Genomic DNA, 15,864 nt, shown 5'->3' with positions numbered 1-15,864 from the left:
TTTAAGATAATTAAAAGTCATTCTTACAATTATACAACTTATACTAGTATCTATCAAGAAATAATAAGCTCATTCTCTATAAATTCTATACATAAAAGGCTATTTTTGCTAAAACCACGATAATAAAACCAAGTATCAAGGCAACAGGGTGTATCACTTGTGCCAAAGGATTCTTAAATTTTAAAAATTTACAACTTAGCGAGATAATCACCATTAGCACAATAACTAATGCAACACACATTTTTATCACTAAAAAAATCTGCAATGAGGTTTGCAAATATCCCTGCATACTGCCAATATAACGACTTATCATTGCTCCACCTGTAAGCACCAAAAGAGCTAGACATAAAGGCATTATCCTGACACCTCTTTTGCTTATTACACTAAATACCTTATTGGCAATTTCATCACCTACATATTTCCTTATAGGGGTAAGCAGCACCACATCAGTAAAAATATAACCTAAAAATATAATTGCACACACCAAGTGCAAAGTGAGAAAATACGGATAAAGTAAGTCCATTTAAAATCCTTTATTTAAACTATTACCATATATCTTTAATTATAACACATTAAGACAAATTTATTTTTGCCTCTACTTTTGCTTTAGCTTTCTCTAAAAGTGCCTTTGCTTTAGTTCTTAAAGCGAGACTTTGGGTGATTTTAGATTCTATTGTTTCTTGAATAGAAAGCCCTAGCAATAGGATTAAAACCGCATTAATCATCTTGCTTTGCATTCTACTATAATTTTATTTTGTATTTACATTAAAGATTCCAAAAAAATCTCTTGTTTTTTAGATTCTAAAAGTGGAGTTATAGAATCTAAATGCGTGATATGGGATTCTATATTTTCTATCACATTCACGATTTGTTGTTGGGATTTTAGAGGTGGGAGGGGGATTTGTAAAGCATAAATATTATTGCGATTAATTCCCGGGACACCTATACCAATTTGCTCTTTTTCTAAATTTAAATTTTGCATTATAAAATAAAGTAATCCCATATTGTATTGAACTTTCAACTTAATATAAAAAGTCGTATCTATAGGATAACAATTTTTTTCAACATAATTTATTTTCCCTGCCGAACCTTTTCGCCCTACAATAATGCAAGGAGTTTCTGCAATATATTCATTGTGATAACCCACAATTCCATTTGAACCCATTACAGGATATTCTCCTTGAACTCTTTGAGATTCTGGTAAGGCTCTGCCATATTCTAGGGATAAAACCTCTCCGATTTTTTTCCTTTCCCAGCCCTCTTTAGGTGGAATCGGAAGTGTGTTTAAAATATTTTGAAATTCTTTGCTGTCAAGGGTTAGAGATTCTTTATTTGTGGCTTCCGCGTTTAAACTTTGTAAAAATTTAAAATCTAGCTTGGATTCTAACTCTGCAATGTGCGCCAAAAGCTGTGTAATGAAAGTATCAATGGAATCTAGGCTGCCAAAAGAGGCATTATACCCCCCTCCCCAGCACTATTAGCGGATTGTGCAGTATCTGCTTCACAGATTCCACATTTTACTAAAATCGCTTTGATAAGCTTTTGGTATTCCTCTATACTCATTCGTATGGTGTTATACTGCTCCTCTACTTTTTCGCACTCATTCACGATTTGCTTTTGGATTTCTAGGGGCGGGAGTGGGATTTTTACTCCATTTTCTATAAATTCCTTTGCAATATTTTTTAAAGCAATTCCCTTAAAACCTGCCTCTAAAAGTTCTAAATTGTTTCTGATAATAAAATATACATAACGCAAAAAAACATCTTCTTTCAAATTTGTAAAAATATAAGTATGGTCGGAACTTGAGAATTTACCATTTTCATAATGGATATTCGCACTCCCACCATCCCCAATAATCAAAGCTTCGGTATTAAAGTCGTATGTGTTGCATTTATAAACTTCTAAGGAGGATTTATAAAAATTAATTACGCCATTTTTGCTTTCAAATGAAGCGGGTCGCTTACCTTTGCCTAGACTTTTTAAAATCTCCCCCAACTTCACCAACTTAAATTGAGAATTTTCAAAAGGATTGCTAAAGATTGTTAGATTTTTAGGATTTAAACTGATTGCCTTGCTAAACTCCGCCCTAGAAAAATCTAGCAACTCTTTACATTGTGCGCTAAAAAGCGTATAGATATCTTGTTCGCTGCTTTGTAAAGATTCCAAAAGGTTATCAAGACTTAAGGCGTTGTTAGAATCCTGCTCCATAAAGCTTTTGAGTGCGTAGGCTAGTTTGGTGTTGTCCTCTTTATCACTAGGATTATAAAGCGGGGTTTGGATAAATTTCACAGAATTAATATTTCTTAAGACTTCTTTTTGCTTTTTCTCCTCATCGCTATCCTCATCACTTTCTTTTAACTCAAAATCTATGGGTTTGTTTGTAATATATTTTATCCCCTCATCGCCCTTGCGATTACTCCAATCATAGCCTAGAAACTTAACAATATTTGCCTTGTTGCTTTTGCCCTCTTTATTTTTATCGCTCGGGCTTTTTAGAATTAGGACTTTTTCATCTTTGATATAAGCAAAATAAAGCATTTTCTCGCATTCTAGGTCTTTGACTTGATTTAAGAAATTTTGAAAGCGTAAGTTTTCCTCTGCTTTATTGTATGCATCGCTTTTTAAAAATTCGCCATATTGCTTTTTATATGTTTTGGAATCTAGATTGTTTTGAAAAAATTTAGACTTTTCAAAAAGGGCTTTTTTGTCGTTTTCACTAAGCTTTTGCTTTTTAAATACTTTAGGCTTTGAAGATTCATAATCTGCTAAATATTCTTTAAAGGCATTTGAATCTTTAAGATTCTCACTTAAAACCCCTTCACACATAAACTTTTTAAAACTTTCATACTCATAGCCCATAAACTCGCAGTAATTTTTCAAAAAGTTTTCATCATTAATATCATCGCTTAAAGCTTCGTCGCTAAAATTAGAATCTTTAAGCCTAGAAATCAAATCTTCATCGTATTTTTTCACCCTTTTTGCAAATAAAATAATCGTTTGCGTGCCTGTGCTGCCAAAAGTGCGTGAGTTTAGCTCCACAAGGCATAAAAGCTTAAAATGTGCCAATAAAAGCTCTCTTGTTTTTTCATAAATTCCACCTTTTTGCAAGATAGACACAGGCAAGATAAGGGCAAAATATCCACCCTCTTTTAAGAATTGCTTTGCTCTCTCTACAAAAAAGCATTCTATGGCGTTGTTTTTGTCATAGCTTTTAGAGTCTATGCTTTGACTTAAGCTAAAGGCATTTAAGGCTTTATCTAGGTTGCTTAAAAAGCCTTTTACAGAATAGGGCGGATTTGAAAGAATCAAATCAAAGCTTTCATTTTCAAACTCATCTTTATAATTTTCTTTGATGAAATCTAGGGCATCTTGGAAAATGATTTGCGATTTACTTTCGGGATTGTGAAAGATACAAGCGGTTTTTGCGACTTTGCTTAAATCTTTATTCTTTTCTATGCCATAAAGCTTGGCGTTTTGATTATGTGCGATAAATTCAGTTAAAAAGTGTCCCGCCCCACAAGCAAAATCTAGAATCTTGGCATTATTACTTAAGGTTGGCAAGGAGTTAATGATAAAATTTGTAATCGGCGTAGGGGTGAAAAATCTCCCCTAAAGAGTTTTCCGATAAGCGTAAATCTCAAGATGATGAGATTCTTAAAAAACAACTTGAATTAAGAGAGCGTGAAATTGCTCTTAAAGAGAAAGTTAGAATGCAGATTACAGGCTGTAGAAAACAATAAAAAAGCTAAGAAATCTTGGTTATCTTTCTTTCTTGAAATTATGAAATGGGTGGGAATTATGATTCTACTATTGGTGCTTATGGTTCTCTACAACATATACACCAAATAAAGAGACAAAACAATAATGTTTCAAAAATGGAAAGATTCTATGTTTGATGAGTTAAACAAGTGTAGTTTTGATATTATTCTCTAACACAAACCTATTGTGTTAGAACCTTTCACCCTTTGGGTGTTTAATCTTTTTTAAAGCTTATGTGAAATGGATAGGTTTTAAAAGTGATTAAATTATCAAGGATTAAGAAGTTTAAAGATACCCCCTTGGTAAAAAACAAATCTGTATATTTTAAGCACCAAATAATATTTATGCAAAAATAACCCAAATTATTAAACTTCATAAGACTTTTGTGTAATTTTGCTTAAAAATTCTTCTAAATTAAATTTCTTTCTTTGATTTTCTGTAAAAAGATGAATAATAATATCCCCTAAATCTGCCACTATCCAATTAGGATTTTCTTCTTCGATATTTAAAAAACTTTCCCCCTTTTGCTTTAAATCCTTTTTCAAAAAATCCAACAATGCCAAAGCGTGCTTATCAATAAGTGCAGTTGCAATAACCACAAAATCTACAAAATAATCGCTCCCTTTAAGATTAAAAACCTCAATATTTTCACCCTTTTTATCCTCTATAATTTTACAAATTTCCTCAATAACTTTTTCTCTATCTTGCAATTTCTTTCCTTTTTAAAATCTCCTCTAAAATAGCTTGCGGGATAAACTCTAAAACTTCCAAATCATCCTTTTGTAACGCAAGTTTGATTTGTGTAGAACTAATCGCTATTTCTCGCATAGGCAAAACTCTAAAATCACCAACTATTTCATAGCCTTTACGCGGAATTATAACAAACTCCACCTTAGCTTTAAGGTTTTCATACTGATACCATTTAGGCAAATTCTCTATATTATCCGCACCTAAGAGTAAATAGATTTTATTAGGCTTATAAAGCTTTTCAATAAACTTTATAGTTTTCAATGTCGGTATAGATTTATTTTGCCTAATTTCAAAATCTAGCACTTTAAGTCTTGAATCTTTACCCATTAAGAGATTATTAAGCCAGTCTAGACGCTGCATTGGGCTAAAAAGAGAGATTGTCTTAAAAGGGTTTAAAAAACAAGGCACGACAAAAAGTTTGTCAATGGCTAATTTTTCTAAAGCAACCCTAATAATCTCTAAATGCCCCAAATGTGGAGGGTCAAATGACCCTCCAAAAACCGCTATATCTCCCATAAAATCTCCAAAAATTAATGTAAAATTGTATCAAATTTTAAGGAATGCTATGGAATTTTTATTTGTTTTTGTTTTTGGCGTTATTTTAGGCTCCTTTGCTAATGTCTTAATCTATCGTATCCCAAAGAATTTAAATTTATACCTACCCTTCTCCTTTTGCCCACAATGCAAAAAAACATTACTTTGGAGAGACAAAATCCCCCTATTCTCTTATCTTTTCTTAAACAAAAAATGCAGGCACTGCCAAAGTAAGATTCCATTTTGGTATTTTTTAAGTGAATGTTTAGGTGGATTTTTCGCAGTTTTTAGCTTTTATCATTATGGTATTGGGGGAATTATTTGCTTCTTTTTATGTTTATTCTTTTATACACTTTGTGTTATTGATTGGTATTTTTTAGAGATTCCTAATATTTTAAGCTTCCTAACCTTTGGGCTTGGAATTTGCTATGGATTTTATGCCGATTTAAACGCTTTTTATTCGCCCATTAATCCTTTTTTAAATGCTTTTGTTCTAATGGGTATTGCAAGTTTCTTAAGGCTTTTTATCGGAAGTATTTGTAACAAAGAAGTTATGGGGGAGGGGATATTATTATTTTTGGTATCCTTGGTGGTGTTTTAGGGATATTCTACGCTTTTGTGGCAATCTTTATAGCAGCTATTACAACCTTATGTGTTATGCTTGTTACAAAAACATACAAAATGCCATTTGTCCCTTTCTTATTTTTTGGCTTCTTGTTGCTCTTAATAGTAACAACTTTTTAACCTCCCCAAATAAAGTTAGAATTTTATTAAGAAATAATTTTTTTAAACTTTATTTTATAGAGCTTCTTATATACTTAGAGGCATTAACTAAAAATTAAGGAGAAATTATGTCTGTAAAAATTACTGATATTTGTATAGCCTGTGGAGCCTGTATTGATGAATGCCCCGTTGAAGCAATCGTAGATGATGATGATAACCCAAATGATGATGGTTGCTATTTTGTTTATAATGACAAATGTGTAGAATGTGTAGGGCATAACGATGAACCAGCCTGTGCAACAGCCTGTCCAACAGAGGGTTGCATTGTATGGGATAACATCGTAGAAGCTCAACCACACAGAGATGATATTGGAGAGGATAAACGAACATCACATACTCCCGTAGTGGAATAATTTAGATTAGGGTTTCCTAATCTAAGAAGCTTTCTTTAAGAATTTTCATTATCTTTACCCCTTATTTTATCAATCCACTCTTTTAATGTTTTTTCAAATCCTTTAGGTAGCCACTTGACAAACTTTAGCCTTTTAGACAAATACTCTTGCTCTACCCAACCACCAAAACTATGAGGATAAAGATAATCTTTAGAAAATTGACAAAGAGACTTTGGAATTTCTTCATTAGGATGAGTTCTTACATAATCTATCGCTTCATTAATAGCTTCATAAGCACTATTAGACTTAGGTGAAGCTGCAAGATAAATAACGCATTGACTTAAAAGAATCCTAGCTTCTGGGTAACCAATTCTTGCTACCCCTTGCATTGTAGAAACCGCTAAATTTAAAGCATTAGGATTAGCATTACCAATATCTTCACTCGCTAAAATTACTAATCGTCTTGCTATAAATTCCGGATTCTCACCCTCTGTAATTAATCGTGCTAGATAATAAATAGCTGCATTTTCATCGCTTCCTCGGATACTTTTTATCATTGCAGAGATGAGATTATAATGTCTATCAAACTCACTAACACCGATATTTAAAGAGGTTGGTCGAAGAGACTTTAGAGCTGCTAGGGTAAGAGGCTCTTTAAGACTTAAGGCACAATCAAGTAAATTAAGCATAGCCCTAGCATCTCCTCCACTACTTTCTATCAAATGGGTTTGAATCTCTAAGTCTAAATCATAAGGCTTTAAAATCTCTCTTAATTCGTCCTTACTCAACGCAAAAAACTCAAAAACAAAAGAACGCGATCTTATCGCACTACTTAGAGCAAAAAAAGGATTTTCGGTAGAGGCTCCCAAGATAAGGGCTTGATGATTTTCCATTATAGGCAATAGTGCTTCTTGTTGGGATTTGCTTAATCTATGCACTTCATCAATAAAAATCAAAGGTTTTTGTAAAGTATTTTGGTATTGTTTTAAAATATTACGCAAATCTTCTAACTTAAAATTCGTGGCATTAAGGGGATAAAATGGGAGTGAGAGCATATCCGCTATTAAAAGTGCCGCACTTGTCTTACCACTTCCAGCATTACCAAAGAAAAAACTATGCGGGATACTCCCACTTTTAAGAAGTTTCATAAAAGGAGCATTCTCTCCAAAGAGGTGTTTTTGTCCGACAAATTGCTGAAAACTTTTAGGTCTTTTATTGTATGATAAATTTTTCATCAACTTTTCTTAATAAAGGAATAATATGGCACGATTTGCTCCTATTATTTTAGCACTTTTTGCAATGTTTATGGTTTTATTAATGATGTATGGTTTTAACAACCCGGTTTTTTAAAATCCTTAAAACTTCTTTTGTAGAGTCTGCAATACTTATAATCTCTAATTCCTCTTTAGAAATCAACCCCTTTTTAAGCATAACTTCCTCAATCCACTGAAAAAAACCTTTCCAATACTCCTTGCCATACAAAATAATGGGTATTTTTTGTATCTTTTGGGTGGCTATTAATGTTAGAATCTCACTTAATTCATCTAAAGTCCCAAACCCTCCCTCTCCAACGATAATTCCTATAGAATGGTGATTAAAGACAAATTTCCTACTAAAAAAATTTTCAAATATTAAAGGAATCTCTACATAAGGATTTATTGTTTGCTCGTGGGGAAGCTGTATATTTAGCCCAATAGAAACTACTTTAGAATCTTTGTCTTTAGATTCTACCAAACCCTTATTAGCAGCTTCCATAATCCCAGGTCCCCCTCCTGTCATAATGCAATAGCCTTCCTTTCCAAGCTCAAAGGCTAATCTTTCTATCTGCTTATAAGCTTCACTATATTTTGCAACCCTTGCTCCCCCAAAAATCGTTAAGATATTTTCATAAGGTTTTAAAACCTCAAAACTCCTACATACTTCTTTATAGCCAATTAATAACTCTTGCATTATCTTACTTTGCAGAATTTTTAGATTCTATATATTCAAAAATAGCTTGAATCTCAGTTTTTGTTAAATAATATTTTGGCATAACCTTTTTGTTTTCCCCTAAAGCTTTAGCAAAGGCTTCAAATGTTAGATGATTAATAGCAGGTCCTTGCAAAGTTATGAGTTTTTTTTTATGGTAATACTCTGTAATTCTTTTTCCCTCCCCTGCTTGTCCGTGGCATTCTACACAACCTATACCGCGAGGGTTTTCATAAAGCATTTTTCCATATTCAATAGATGTAATAAAACTCTCTTGTGCAAAAACAAAACTACCAAAAATCAGCAAAAATAACCGATACATACAAAGCCTTAAACTATAAAAAAACTTTTTTTATTATAATATCAAAATAACTTTTCAAAGGCTATAAATGCAGATATTAGATGGAAAATCTCTTGCTTTAAAAATCGAAGAAACGCTCAAAGAAGAAGTGCAACTTCTAAACAAAAAACAAATTACTCCCGGATTAGCGGTTATTTTAGTAGGCGATGATCCAGCCTCTCAAAGCTATGTAAATATGAAAGCAAAAGCCTGTAAGCGAACAGGAATCTATTCTACAACACACGAAATGCCTAAAAGCATTACGCAAGATTCTCTTTTACAAACCATTAATATGCTAAATCAAAACCCAAATATTGATGGGATATTAGTCCAACTGCCTCTTCCTCAACACATTAATACAACAACTATCCTAGAAGCCATTACCCCCCATAAAGATGTCGATGGTTTTCACCCCTTTAATGTAGGGCGAATCTCGGCTAATCTTGAAGGATTTACTCCTGCTACCCCTATGGGAGTTATTACATTGCTTCAAGCCTATGATATTAACCTTAAGGGTAAAAATGTGGTAATTGTAGGGACTAGCAATATTGTTGGCAAACCCTTAGGTGCATTATTCCTTAACCATAAATCAACCATTACGCTTTGCCATATCTACACCAACAATCTCATAGAGCATACTAAAAATGCAGATATTCTTTGCGTAGCCGTTGGCAAGCCAAACCTCATCACCAAAGAAATGGTTAAAGAAGGTGCCATTGTTGTTGATATAGGCATCAATCGCTTGGAAAATGGAAAAATTATAGGCGATGTAGATTTTAATAATGTAGCTCCTATTTGCAGTTTTATCACCCCAGTTCCAGGAGGTGTGGGACCCATGACAATCGCTTCTTTGTTGCAAAATACAATAAAAGCCACTAAAATTCGTGCAAATTTATAAGATTTAAGGAAGTTTAATGAATCAAATATTTAATAAATTAGGTAAGTTTATTAATAGTTGGACAGGCACAATTATCATCGTCTTATGCGTAATATTCTTTGTCGCTCAAGCTTTTGTTATCCCTAGTGGAAGTATGTTAAATACAATGCTAATTGGTGATAATTTATTTGTCAAAAAATATTCTTATGGAATCCCAACACCCACAATTCCTTGGATAGAGATAAAAGTCTTGCCTGATTTTAATAATAATGGGCATCTTTTTGAAGGGGATCGTCCAAAGCGGGGAGATATTGTAATATTCCGTTATCCATTAGAACCAAAAATACATTATGTAAAACGTAATATAGGAATTAGTGGTGATGAAATTCTTTACACCAAAGAGGGATTATGGGTTGCTTTTGCTAGTGACAATCCTTATACTGAAGATTCTAGCAAAACACTCATTTATAAAGGTAAAACCTACTTTTATGAACCTTATGCTAAAAAACACCCGGGCATACATTATGAAAATATCCCTTTTAATGCTTTTGTTCAATTACAAAGTTATTTGCAAAGCGGGCATAAAATTGGCATGGAACCTATCACCTTAGATAATGGGGAATTAGCCTTTCATACAAAGATTAAGGAAGATGAATTTTTTATGATGGGGGACAATCGGAATAATTCTAATGATTCAAGATTTTGGGGAAGCGTTCCTTATCGCTATGTTGTTGGCAAGCCGTGGTTTATCTATCTAAGTTGGGATAGTGATTTTAATATCCGATGGGAAAGGATAGGAAAAACTATCGAATCTTTAGAGACTCAAAAAACACCCTAATGTTTGATTTACCCTTATTTTACCAGCTTCCTATAATCGTCATTGCCTTACTTATTGCTATTATAGGGCATGAGATTATGCACGGGTTAGTAGCTTATAAATATGGCGATAGCAGTGCAAAGGATTTAGGTAGACTCCGATTAAATCCTCTAGTGCATATAGATTTAATCGGCTCTATCCTTGTTCCTGTAATACTCTTTTTACTCAATGCCCCTTTTTTGTTTGGTTGGGCTAAGCCTGTCCCTGTGAGAATGGATAGGGTAATTTCTAATGGCGGATATTTGGGGGCTTTTGGAGTCTCTATTGCTGGTGTTGCTTATAATTTTACACTAGCCCTTTTTTGCTCTTTTTGTATTTATGCTTTTAATGGGGGAATATTTAGTGGCTTCTTGGATTACTTTGATAATCCTAAATTTATTTTAGAGCTTATTCTTTTCTTCTTTTTACAATTACTCATTTATAATGTTATCTTAGGGGTTTTTAATCTCCTCCCTTTTCCTCCTTTAGATGGCTCACAAGTATTAGCTTATCTGGGTTTAATGTTTAAAAATGATTTTTTTGCTAAACTTTTTAACAAGATTCATCCGATGCTAGGAATGATATGTTTAATGGTTATTCTAAGCACACCGCTTTCAATAATCCTTTCAAAGCCTATGAATTGGATTATACATTGGCTACTCTAAAGGGGAAATATGAGATTTTATATTGCAAATGACCACGCAGGTTTTATTCTCAAAAGCCCAATTCTTAAATTTTTGCAAACTAGGAATTATGAAGTTTTTGATTTAGGTTGCCATAATCAAACTAAAGTTGATTATCCAGATTTTGCGAATTTACTTTGCCAGAAAGTTTTAGAAGATTCAAAGAGTTTTGGTATCTTAATTTGTGGTAGCGGAATTGGAATGAGTATTGCTGCAAATCGGTTTAAAGGAATCCGAGCAGCCCTTTGCTATGAACCTTATAGTGCAGCTATGAGTCGTAAGCACAACAACGCTAATGTCCTATGCCTAGGGGCTAGAGTGATTGGGATAGATATGGCAGAAGCAATCTTGCAAAATTTTTGCCAAAGTCAATTTGAAGGCGGTAGGCATTTACAAAGAATAGAAAAATTGTAATAGGGGATAAAATGACACTTTTTACACAATGGTTATTTTTAACAACTTTTATTCTTTTTGTCTTATTTATTGTCGTTAAAACCTTTTTTTACAAAAGTGTCGCACAAAAGGAAGAAAAAAATAGTGCTATTATGAAATTAACCCTACAAGAAGCAGAAATACTTATCCGCAAACACCAACTTCAACTCCAAAGGGCTTTAGGAAATATTGATATTTTAACAGATGAAATCACTACTTTAAGAAACGAAGTCAAAGCACTCAAACAAAGAAACTCTCAATATAGGGTTGAAACAGAAAAATATAAAAGTAAAATCAAAGATTTAGAGCAAAAAATAGAAGCTCTATTATAAGGGAGAAACTATGCAATTAACAACAACACAGCAAGAATTCTTGCTACAAACTATCCGTTCTATCAAAGACTTTCCACAACCCGGGATTAATTTCCGCGATATAACAACGCTTCTTAGCAATAAAGAAGCTTTTACGCTACTCATTAATCATCTAAAAAGCTATTACCAATCTTATGAAATAGATTATATCGCAGGGATTGAAAGTCGTGGGTTTATTTTTGGTGCTGCTCTAGCCTATGCCCTCAATGTTGGCTTTATCCCCATTAGAAAAAAGGGCAAACTCCCCTACACAACAATATCTGAAAAATATTCTTTAGAATATGGCTTTAATGAAATTGAAATCCATATTGATGCTTTCAAAAATGAAATTTTAAACCATATACCCAAAGTTTTACTTATTGATGATTTACTTGCCACTGGAGGAACTGCCTATGCAGCTGCTAATCTCATAAAAAAAGCAGGGGCTAATTGCATAGAGGCTTGTTTTATTATTCACCTTAAAGACTTAAAAGGAGAAGAAAATCTCCAGAACCTTTGCCCTATTTATAATGTTTTAAGTCTATAATGAACGCAAAAGCTCTAAACTCTCTTAAAAAGAGCTTAGACTTAAACTACTTCTCATAAAGTTCTTTTAATTTTTTAGCAAAATCTAAAAGATTCTTATCCCAAGGTGTTTCTAAGGGTGAAAAATAACCGAGTTTTGCCCCACTTTCTTTTGCGATAAATTCTGCAGCTTTTGTAGAAAATTCAGGTTGTGCGAAAATAATTTTTAAATTCTCTTTTTTAATGATTTCAACCACCTTCATCATATCTTTAATTGTGGGCGTTTTCCCTTCAACTTCAATAGAAATCTCCTCTAATCCATATTCTTTAGCAAAATAACCTAACATCGGATGAAAAACAACAAATTTTTGATTTTTAGGTAAGCCTTTTAAAGTTTGTTTTAACTTTTTATCAAGATTTTCAATATCCTTAATAAGTGCTTGGTAATTAGCTTCATAATTTCCTTTAGGATTTATTGCTTTTAAACCCTTATAAATATTTCCCGCAATAATTTTTGCATTAGATAGGGACAACCAAATATGGGTATCACCATTTTCGTGGGAATGGTGAGAATCCTCCTCCTCATTATGATTATCGTAAAGATCGTGCCCATATTCATCGTATTCATCGTGATCCTCCATATTTCCAAAGTTTATAACCTCTACCCCTACATTACTAGGATAAATTTTCATAGCTTTATTTTGATTGGCAAAGCGTGTAAGCCATTGCTCTTCAAATTCTATCCCAATAGAAAAATAGGCTTTAGCTTGATTAACACTTTTAACATCTGAAAATTTTGGCTCAAAATCGTGCGGATTAACTCCGGGTTTGACCAAAGTTATAACTTCATATTCTCCCTTAGTAATTTTTTCTACGAATTCCTTCTGCATAGGAATACTTACAGCAATAATAGGTTTAGCCATCATTACACCTGCAAACATCAATAAAGTCATTAAAACCCTTACCATCATTACTTCCTTTTATTGAAATTTTATGGATTATTAAAACAATCCAGGCTATTATTATGACATAACTTTTTGCGTTCATAGCTCAACTGGATAGAGCATCAGACTTCGGATCTGAGGGTTGGGGGTTCGACTCCCTCTGAGCGCACCATAACTTTGTTACTAATTCCCAATTATAAAGACTTTATTACCATTTGTAACAATTTTATCCCTTAAGAATAATCTATATTACTTGTTAAGTATTGCCTATTCAATTTACTTCTCTTGCAAGTCCGACTTTATTTATTATTCAACACTTATTGCTTAAGTCGCATACTATTTAACACTACCACCAATGAGCTAAGAGACATAGATAAAGCAGCAATGAGAGGTATTACAAACCCAAACATCGCTAAAGGAATAGTTAGAGCATTATAGATTAATGAAATTCCTAAATTTTGCTTAATAAAAACATAGGTTTTACGCCCTAAATAAAAAGCTTCTTTTACCCCCTCTATCCTATCATCTAAAATAACAATATCGCTTACATTAATAGCTAAATCAATCCCTCCCCCCATAGCAATGCCAATATCACTTTTCCCTAAAGCAATAGAATCATTAATCCCATCACCTGCCATTACAACAACTCTTCCCTCCTTATGGAGTCTATCAATAAAATCTGCTTTATCAATAGGGCTTTGTTTGGCATAATACTCCTTAATCCCTAAAGCCTCTGCAACCTTTTTACAAACTCCCTCATTATCTCCACTTAAAAGCACTAGAGCAATACCCATTTTCTTAAGTCTTTCTAGGGCAGAAAAAGCGTCCTCTTTAATACTATCCTCTAAGGCATAAAAACCTAAAAACCTTTGATTTTTAGCAAAGCAAAAACTACTTTTATCCCCTTGACTTTGATAAATTTCTTCAGGTATTCTAACACTCCTCTCCTCTAAAAGCTCAAAATTCCCACCCAAATAAATATCTTCTCCTATTCTAGCAATCATTCCTCTAGCATTAATCTGTTCCAAAGTATCAAACGCACAAACAACATCATTATGTGGCAACACCTTTAAGACCGCTTGAGAAATAGGATGCGAGCTTTGCCTTAGAATCTGTGCTAAAACATTTAATTCCTCTTGTGTAGCATTACTTTTAATTTCAACGACTTTTAATTTCCCTTGCGTTAGTGTTCCTGTTTTATCCAAAACCAATGTATCTGCCTTAGCAATGGTTTCTAAAAATCGTGCTTCTTTAAAAAGAATTTTTTGCTCAATAGCCCTCCCTAAACCAACTAAACAAGCAATAGGGGTAGCTAATGCTAAAGCACAAGGGCAAGCAATAATAATCACAGAAATAGCTACCATTAAGGATTTATCAAAACTCGCTTCTAAATAATAAAACCAACTTAAAAAAGTCATAAATCCTAAAAAAAACATCACCAAAGAAAAAAAACGAGCGATTTTATTAGCTTGCTCTTGAATTTTAGGGTGAATATTTAAAGATTCTTCAACCATATTCACAATAGAAGTCATTAAAGAATCTTTAAATTCCTTAGAAACTTGATAACATAAAGGAGTATTTAAGACTAAAGAGCCTGATAATATCTTGTCTTGATACTGCTTTTGTATGGGTAAAGATTCCCCATTTAATGCACTCTCATCACATAAAGCATTTGCAGAAAGTAAGGTTCCATCTATTGCGATACATTCCCCGGGCTTTGCCTCTATAATCTCTCCAATTTTTACATCATAAACAGAAACTTCCTCTCTTTTATTTCCTCGTAAAACATTCACACTAAGAGGAATTTGTGCATTAATCTTATCTAAGCTATCAACAGCACTTTTCTTGCCACTAACTTCTAAGAACTTCCCTATTAAGACAAAAGTAATAATCATAACAACGGATTCAAAATAGGTCTCACCACCCTTAAAACTCGCATAAATAGAATAAAGATAAGCTAAAGTTGCGCCACTTATAACCAATAAATCCATATTAGGGGTTTTGTGCTTTAAGGCAAAATAAGCCCCCTTCCAAAATACCCAACCACTAAAAAAAAGTACGGGGGTGGAGAGTGCAAAACCTGCAATGTTTAAGATATTACGCATTGGCAAAGAAATGCCACTAAAATACCCCGCATATTGAGCAACAGCAATCCACATAATATTCATCATACAAAAAATGCCAACACTTAATCGTATATAATAATCCCTTTTTTGCTTTTGTGCGTATTGCTCTTGTAATCTAACATCATAAATATGTGCGTCATAACCAATAGATCTAATAGTAGCAATAATTTCTGAAACCTTTATAGATTCTAAATCAAATAACAAAGTAGCTTTATTGGTAGTGTAATTAATGCAAACTTTAATAATGCCTTTTTGCTTAGAGAGTATCTTTTCATTTAGCCAAACACAGGCAATGCAATGAATTTTCTCTAAAATCAAAGAAATTTCATACAAAGAATCCTTTTTAATCACATATTTATCTAAGAAAGATTGTGTATCAAAGGTCTCTAGGCTATCTTTACTATCCACAAAGGAATCTAAAGTATTATTTCCAAGCTTATTGTAAAAATCCTCTAATCCTTGCAAATATAAAAGCCTATATACCCCCTCACAGCCCTTACAACAAAAGTATTTCTCCTCACCCTTAATAAAGGATGAAAAAAGGGCTTTTTCTTCAAATTCTAATTGGCAATGATTGCATTTTCTTTTATTTTGCATCATACACT

At 33.1% G+C, this 15,864-nt stretch carries 19 protein-coding genes and 1 tRNA gene; 9 read left to right on the top strand and 11 right to left on the bottom strand.

Annotated elements, in window-relative coordinates:
• Window positions 1-85: 85 nt before the first annotated feature.
• The 6 genes from CDV25_RS09140 to nadD form a co-directional block, all read right to left on the bottom strand.
• Window positions 86-523, bottom strand: a complete 438-nt coding sequence (locus CDV25_RS09140; protein WP_108911671.1) for a copper resistance protein CopD — start codon at window positions 521-523, stop codon at window positions 86-88.
• A 49-nt stretch (window positions 524-572) separates the two neighbouring features.
• Complete coding sequence (locus tag CDV25_RS10250; RefSeq protein ID WP_162550495.1) at window positions 573-737, bottom strand: hypothetical protein; 165 nt, start codon at window positions 735-737, stop codon at window positions 573-575.
• A 23-nt stretch (window positions 738-760) separates the two neighbouring features.
• Entirely contained in the window at window positions 761-1,405 is a 645-nt protein-coding gene (locus CDV25_RS09135) for a restriction endonuclease subunit S (protein WP_162550493.1), read from the bottom strand.
• 29 nt (window positions 1,406-1,434) lie between these two features.
• Entirely contained in the window at window positions 1,435-3,561 is a 2,127-nt protein-coding gene (locus CDV25_RS09130; protein WP_239056363.1) for an N-6 DNA methylase, read from the bottom strand.
• 563 nt (window positions 3,562-4,124) lie between these two features.
• Window positions 4,125-4,469, bottom strand: coding sequence for a ribosome silencing factor (rsfS, locus tag CDV25_RS09125; RefSeq protein ID WP_034554189.1), 345 nt, complete (start codon window positions 4,467-4,469; stop codon window positions 4,125-4,127).
• A complete protein-coding gene (nadD, locus tag CDV25_RS09120) occupies window positions 4,459-5,025 on the bottom strand; it encodes a nicotinate (nicotinamide) nucleotide adenylyltransferase (RefSeq protein WP_108911668.1) in 567 nt (188 codons plus the stop codon). Before nadD ends, rsfS begins: the two co-directional genes overlap by 11 nt.
• Window positions 5,026-5,074: 49 nt before the next feature.
• Between nadD and CDV25_RS09115 the strand changes: the two genes are divergently transcribed.
• Both CDV25_RS09115 and CDV25_RS09110 read left to right on the top strand, forming a co-directional pair.
• Window positions 5,075-5,644: a prepilin peptidase gene (locus CDV25_RS09115; RefSeq protein WP_239056362.1), complete on the top strand. Its 570-nt coding sequence runs from the start codon at window positions 5,075-5,077 to the stop codon at window positions 5,642-5,644.
• A gap of 250 nt (window positions 5,645-5,894) precedes the next feature.
• Window positions 5,895-6,179: a 4Fe-4S binding protein gene (locus CDV25_RS09110; RefSeq protein WP_034554193.1), complete on the top strand. Its 285-nt coding sequence runs from the start codon at window positions 5,895-5,897 to the stop codon at window positions 6,177-6,179.
• Between the two features lie 35 nt (window positions 6,180-6,214).
• On the opposite strand, the gene CDV25_RS09105 is transcribed toward CDV25_RS09110, so the two are convergent.
• The 3 genes from CDV25_RS09105 to CDV25_RS09095 all read right to left on the bottom strand — a co-directional run bounded on the left by CDV25_RS09105 (window position 6,215) and on the right by CDV25_RS09095 (window position 8,448).
• Window positions 6,215-7,393 (bottom strand): replication-associated recombination protein A, encoded by a 1,179-nt coding sequence (locus CDV25_RS09105; protein ID WP_108911667.1) that lies wholly within the window; start codon window positions 7,391-7,393, stop codon window positions 6,215-6,217.
• A gap of 79 nt (window positions 7,394-7,472) precedes the next feature.
• Window positions 7,473-8,108: an LOG family protein gene (locus CDV25_RS09100; RefSeq protein ID WP_108911666.1), complete on the bottom strand. Its 636-nt coding sequence runs from the start codon at window positions 8,106-8,108 to the stop codon at window positions 7,473-7,475.
• Window positions 8,109-8,112: 4 nt separating this feature from the next.
• On the bottom strand, window positions 8,113-8,448 hold the full coding sequence (locus CDV25_RS09095) for a c-type cytochrome (RefSeq protein ID WP_204161846.1): 336 nt from the start codon (window positions 8,446-8,448) through the stop codon (window positions 8,113-8,115).
• Window positions 8,449-8,515: 67 nt separating this feature from the next.
• On the opposite strand from CDV25_RS09095, the gene folD reads away from it, so the two are divergent.
• Genes folD through CDV25_RS09065 form a run of 6 tightly spaced genes read left to right on the top strand, consistent with a single transcriptional unit; the run spans window position 8,516 to window position 12,211 of the window.
• The gene (folD, locus tag CDV25_RS09090; RefSeq protein WP_108911665.1) at window positions 8,516-9,364 is read left to right on the top strand and encodes a bifunctional methylenetetrahydrofolate dehydrogenase/methenyltetrahydrofolate cyclohydrolase FolD; all 849 of its coding nucleotides are present in this window, start codon (window positions 8,516-8,518) and stop codon (window positions 9,362-9,364) included.
• Window positions 9,365-9,380: 16 nt separating this feature from the next.
• Window positions 9,381-10,181: a signal peptidase I gene (gene lepB / locus CDV25_RS09085; RefSeq protein WP_108911664.1), complete on the top strand. Its 801-nt coding sequence runs from the start codon at window positions 9,381-9,383 to the stop codon at window positions 10,179-10,181.
• On the top strand, window positions 10,181-10,864 hold the full coding sequence (locus tag CDV25_RS09080) for a site-2 protease family protein (protein ID WP_034554199.1): 684 nt from the start codon (window positions 10,181-10,183) through the stop codon (window positions 10,862-10,864). The genes lepB and CDV25_RS09080 overlap by 1 nt, the downstream gene beginning before the upstream one ends.
• Before the next feature lie 9 nt (window positions 10,865-10,873).
• Entirely contained in the window at window positions 10,874-11,296 is a 423-nt protein-coding gene (gene rpiB / locus CDV25_RS09075; protein ID WP_034554201.1) for a ribose 5-phosphate isomerase B, read from the top strand.
• A gap of 11 nt (window positions 11,297-11,307) precedes the next feature.
• A complete protein-coding gene (locus CDV25_RS09070; RefSeq protein WP_034554202.1) occupies window positions 11,308-11,646 on the top strand; it encodes a hypothetical protein in 339 nt (112 codons plus the stop codon).
• A 10-nt stretch (window positions 11,647-11,656) separates the two neighbouring features.
• Complete coding sequence (locus CDV25_RS09065) at window positions 11,657-12,211, top strand: adenine phosphoribosyltransferase (protein WP_108911663.1); 555 nt, start codon at window positions 11,657-11,659, stop codon at window positions 12,209-12,211.
• A gap of 46 nt (window positions 12,212-12,257) precedes the next feature.
• Here CDV25_RS09065 and CDV25_RS09060 read toward each other — a convergent pair whose 3' ends face one another.
• Window positions 12,258-13,157: a metal ABC transporter solute-binding protein, Zn/Mn family gene (locus CDV25_RS09060; RefSeq protein WP_108911662.1), complete on the bottom strand. Its 900-nt coding sequence runs from the start codon at window positions 13,155-13,157 to the stop codon at window positions 12,258-12,260.
• A 71-nt stretch (window positions 13,158-13,228) separates the two neighbouring features.
• Between CDV25_RS09060 and CDV25_RS09055 the strand changes: the two genes are divergently transcribed.
• Window positions 13,229-13,305, top strand: a tRNA-Arg gene (locus CDV25_RS09055).
• 145 nt (window positions 13,306-13,450) lie between these two features.
• On the opposite strand, the gene CDV25_RS09050 is transcribed toward CDV25_RS09055, so the two are convergent.
• Window positions 13,451-15,859 carry a heavy metal translocating P-type ATPase gene (locus tag CDV25_RS09050; RefSeq protein ID WP_239056361.1) on the bottom strand — a complete coding sequence of 803 codons (2,409 nt, stop codon included), beginning with the start codon at window positions 15,857-15,859 and terminating at the stop codon, window positions 13,451-13,453.
• Window positions 15,860-15,864 lie beyond the last annotated feature (5 nt).

Origin of the sequence: Helicobacter apodemus (assembly GCF_003097575.1) — a bacterium.
GTDB lineage: Bacteria > Campylobacterota > Campylobacteria > Campylobacterales > Helicobacteraceae > Helicobacter_D > Helicobacter_D apodemus.
Note: the sequence above shows the minus strand (reverse complement) of the source record. Positions and strands in the feature narration are given on the sequence as shown.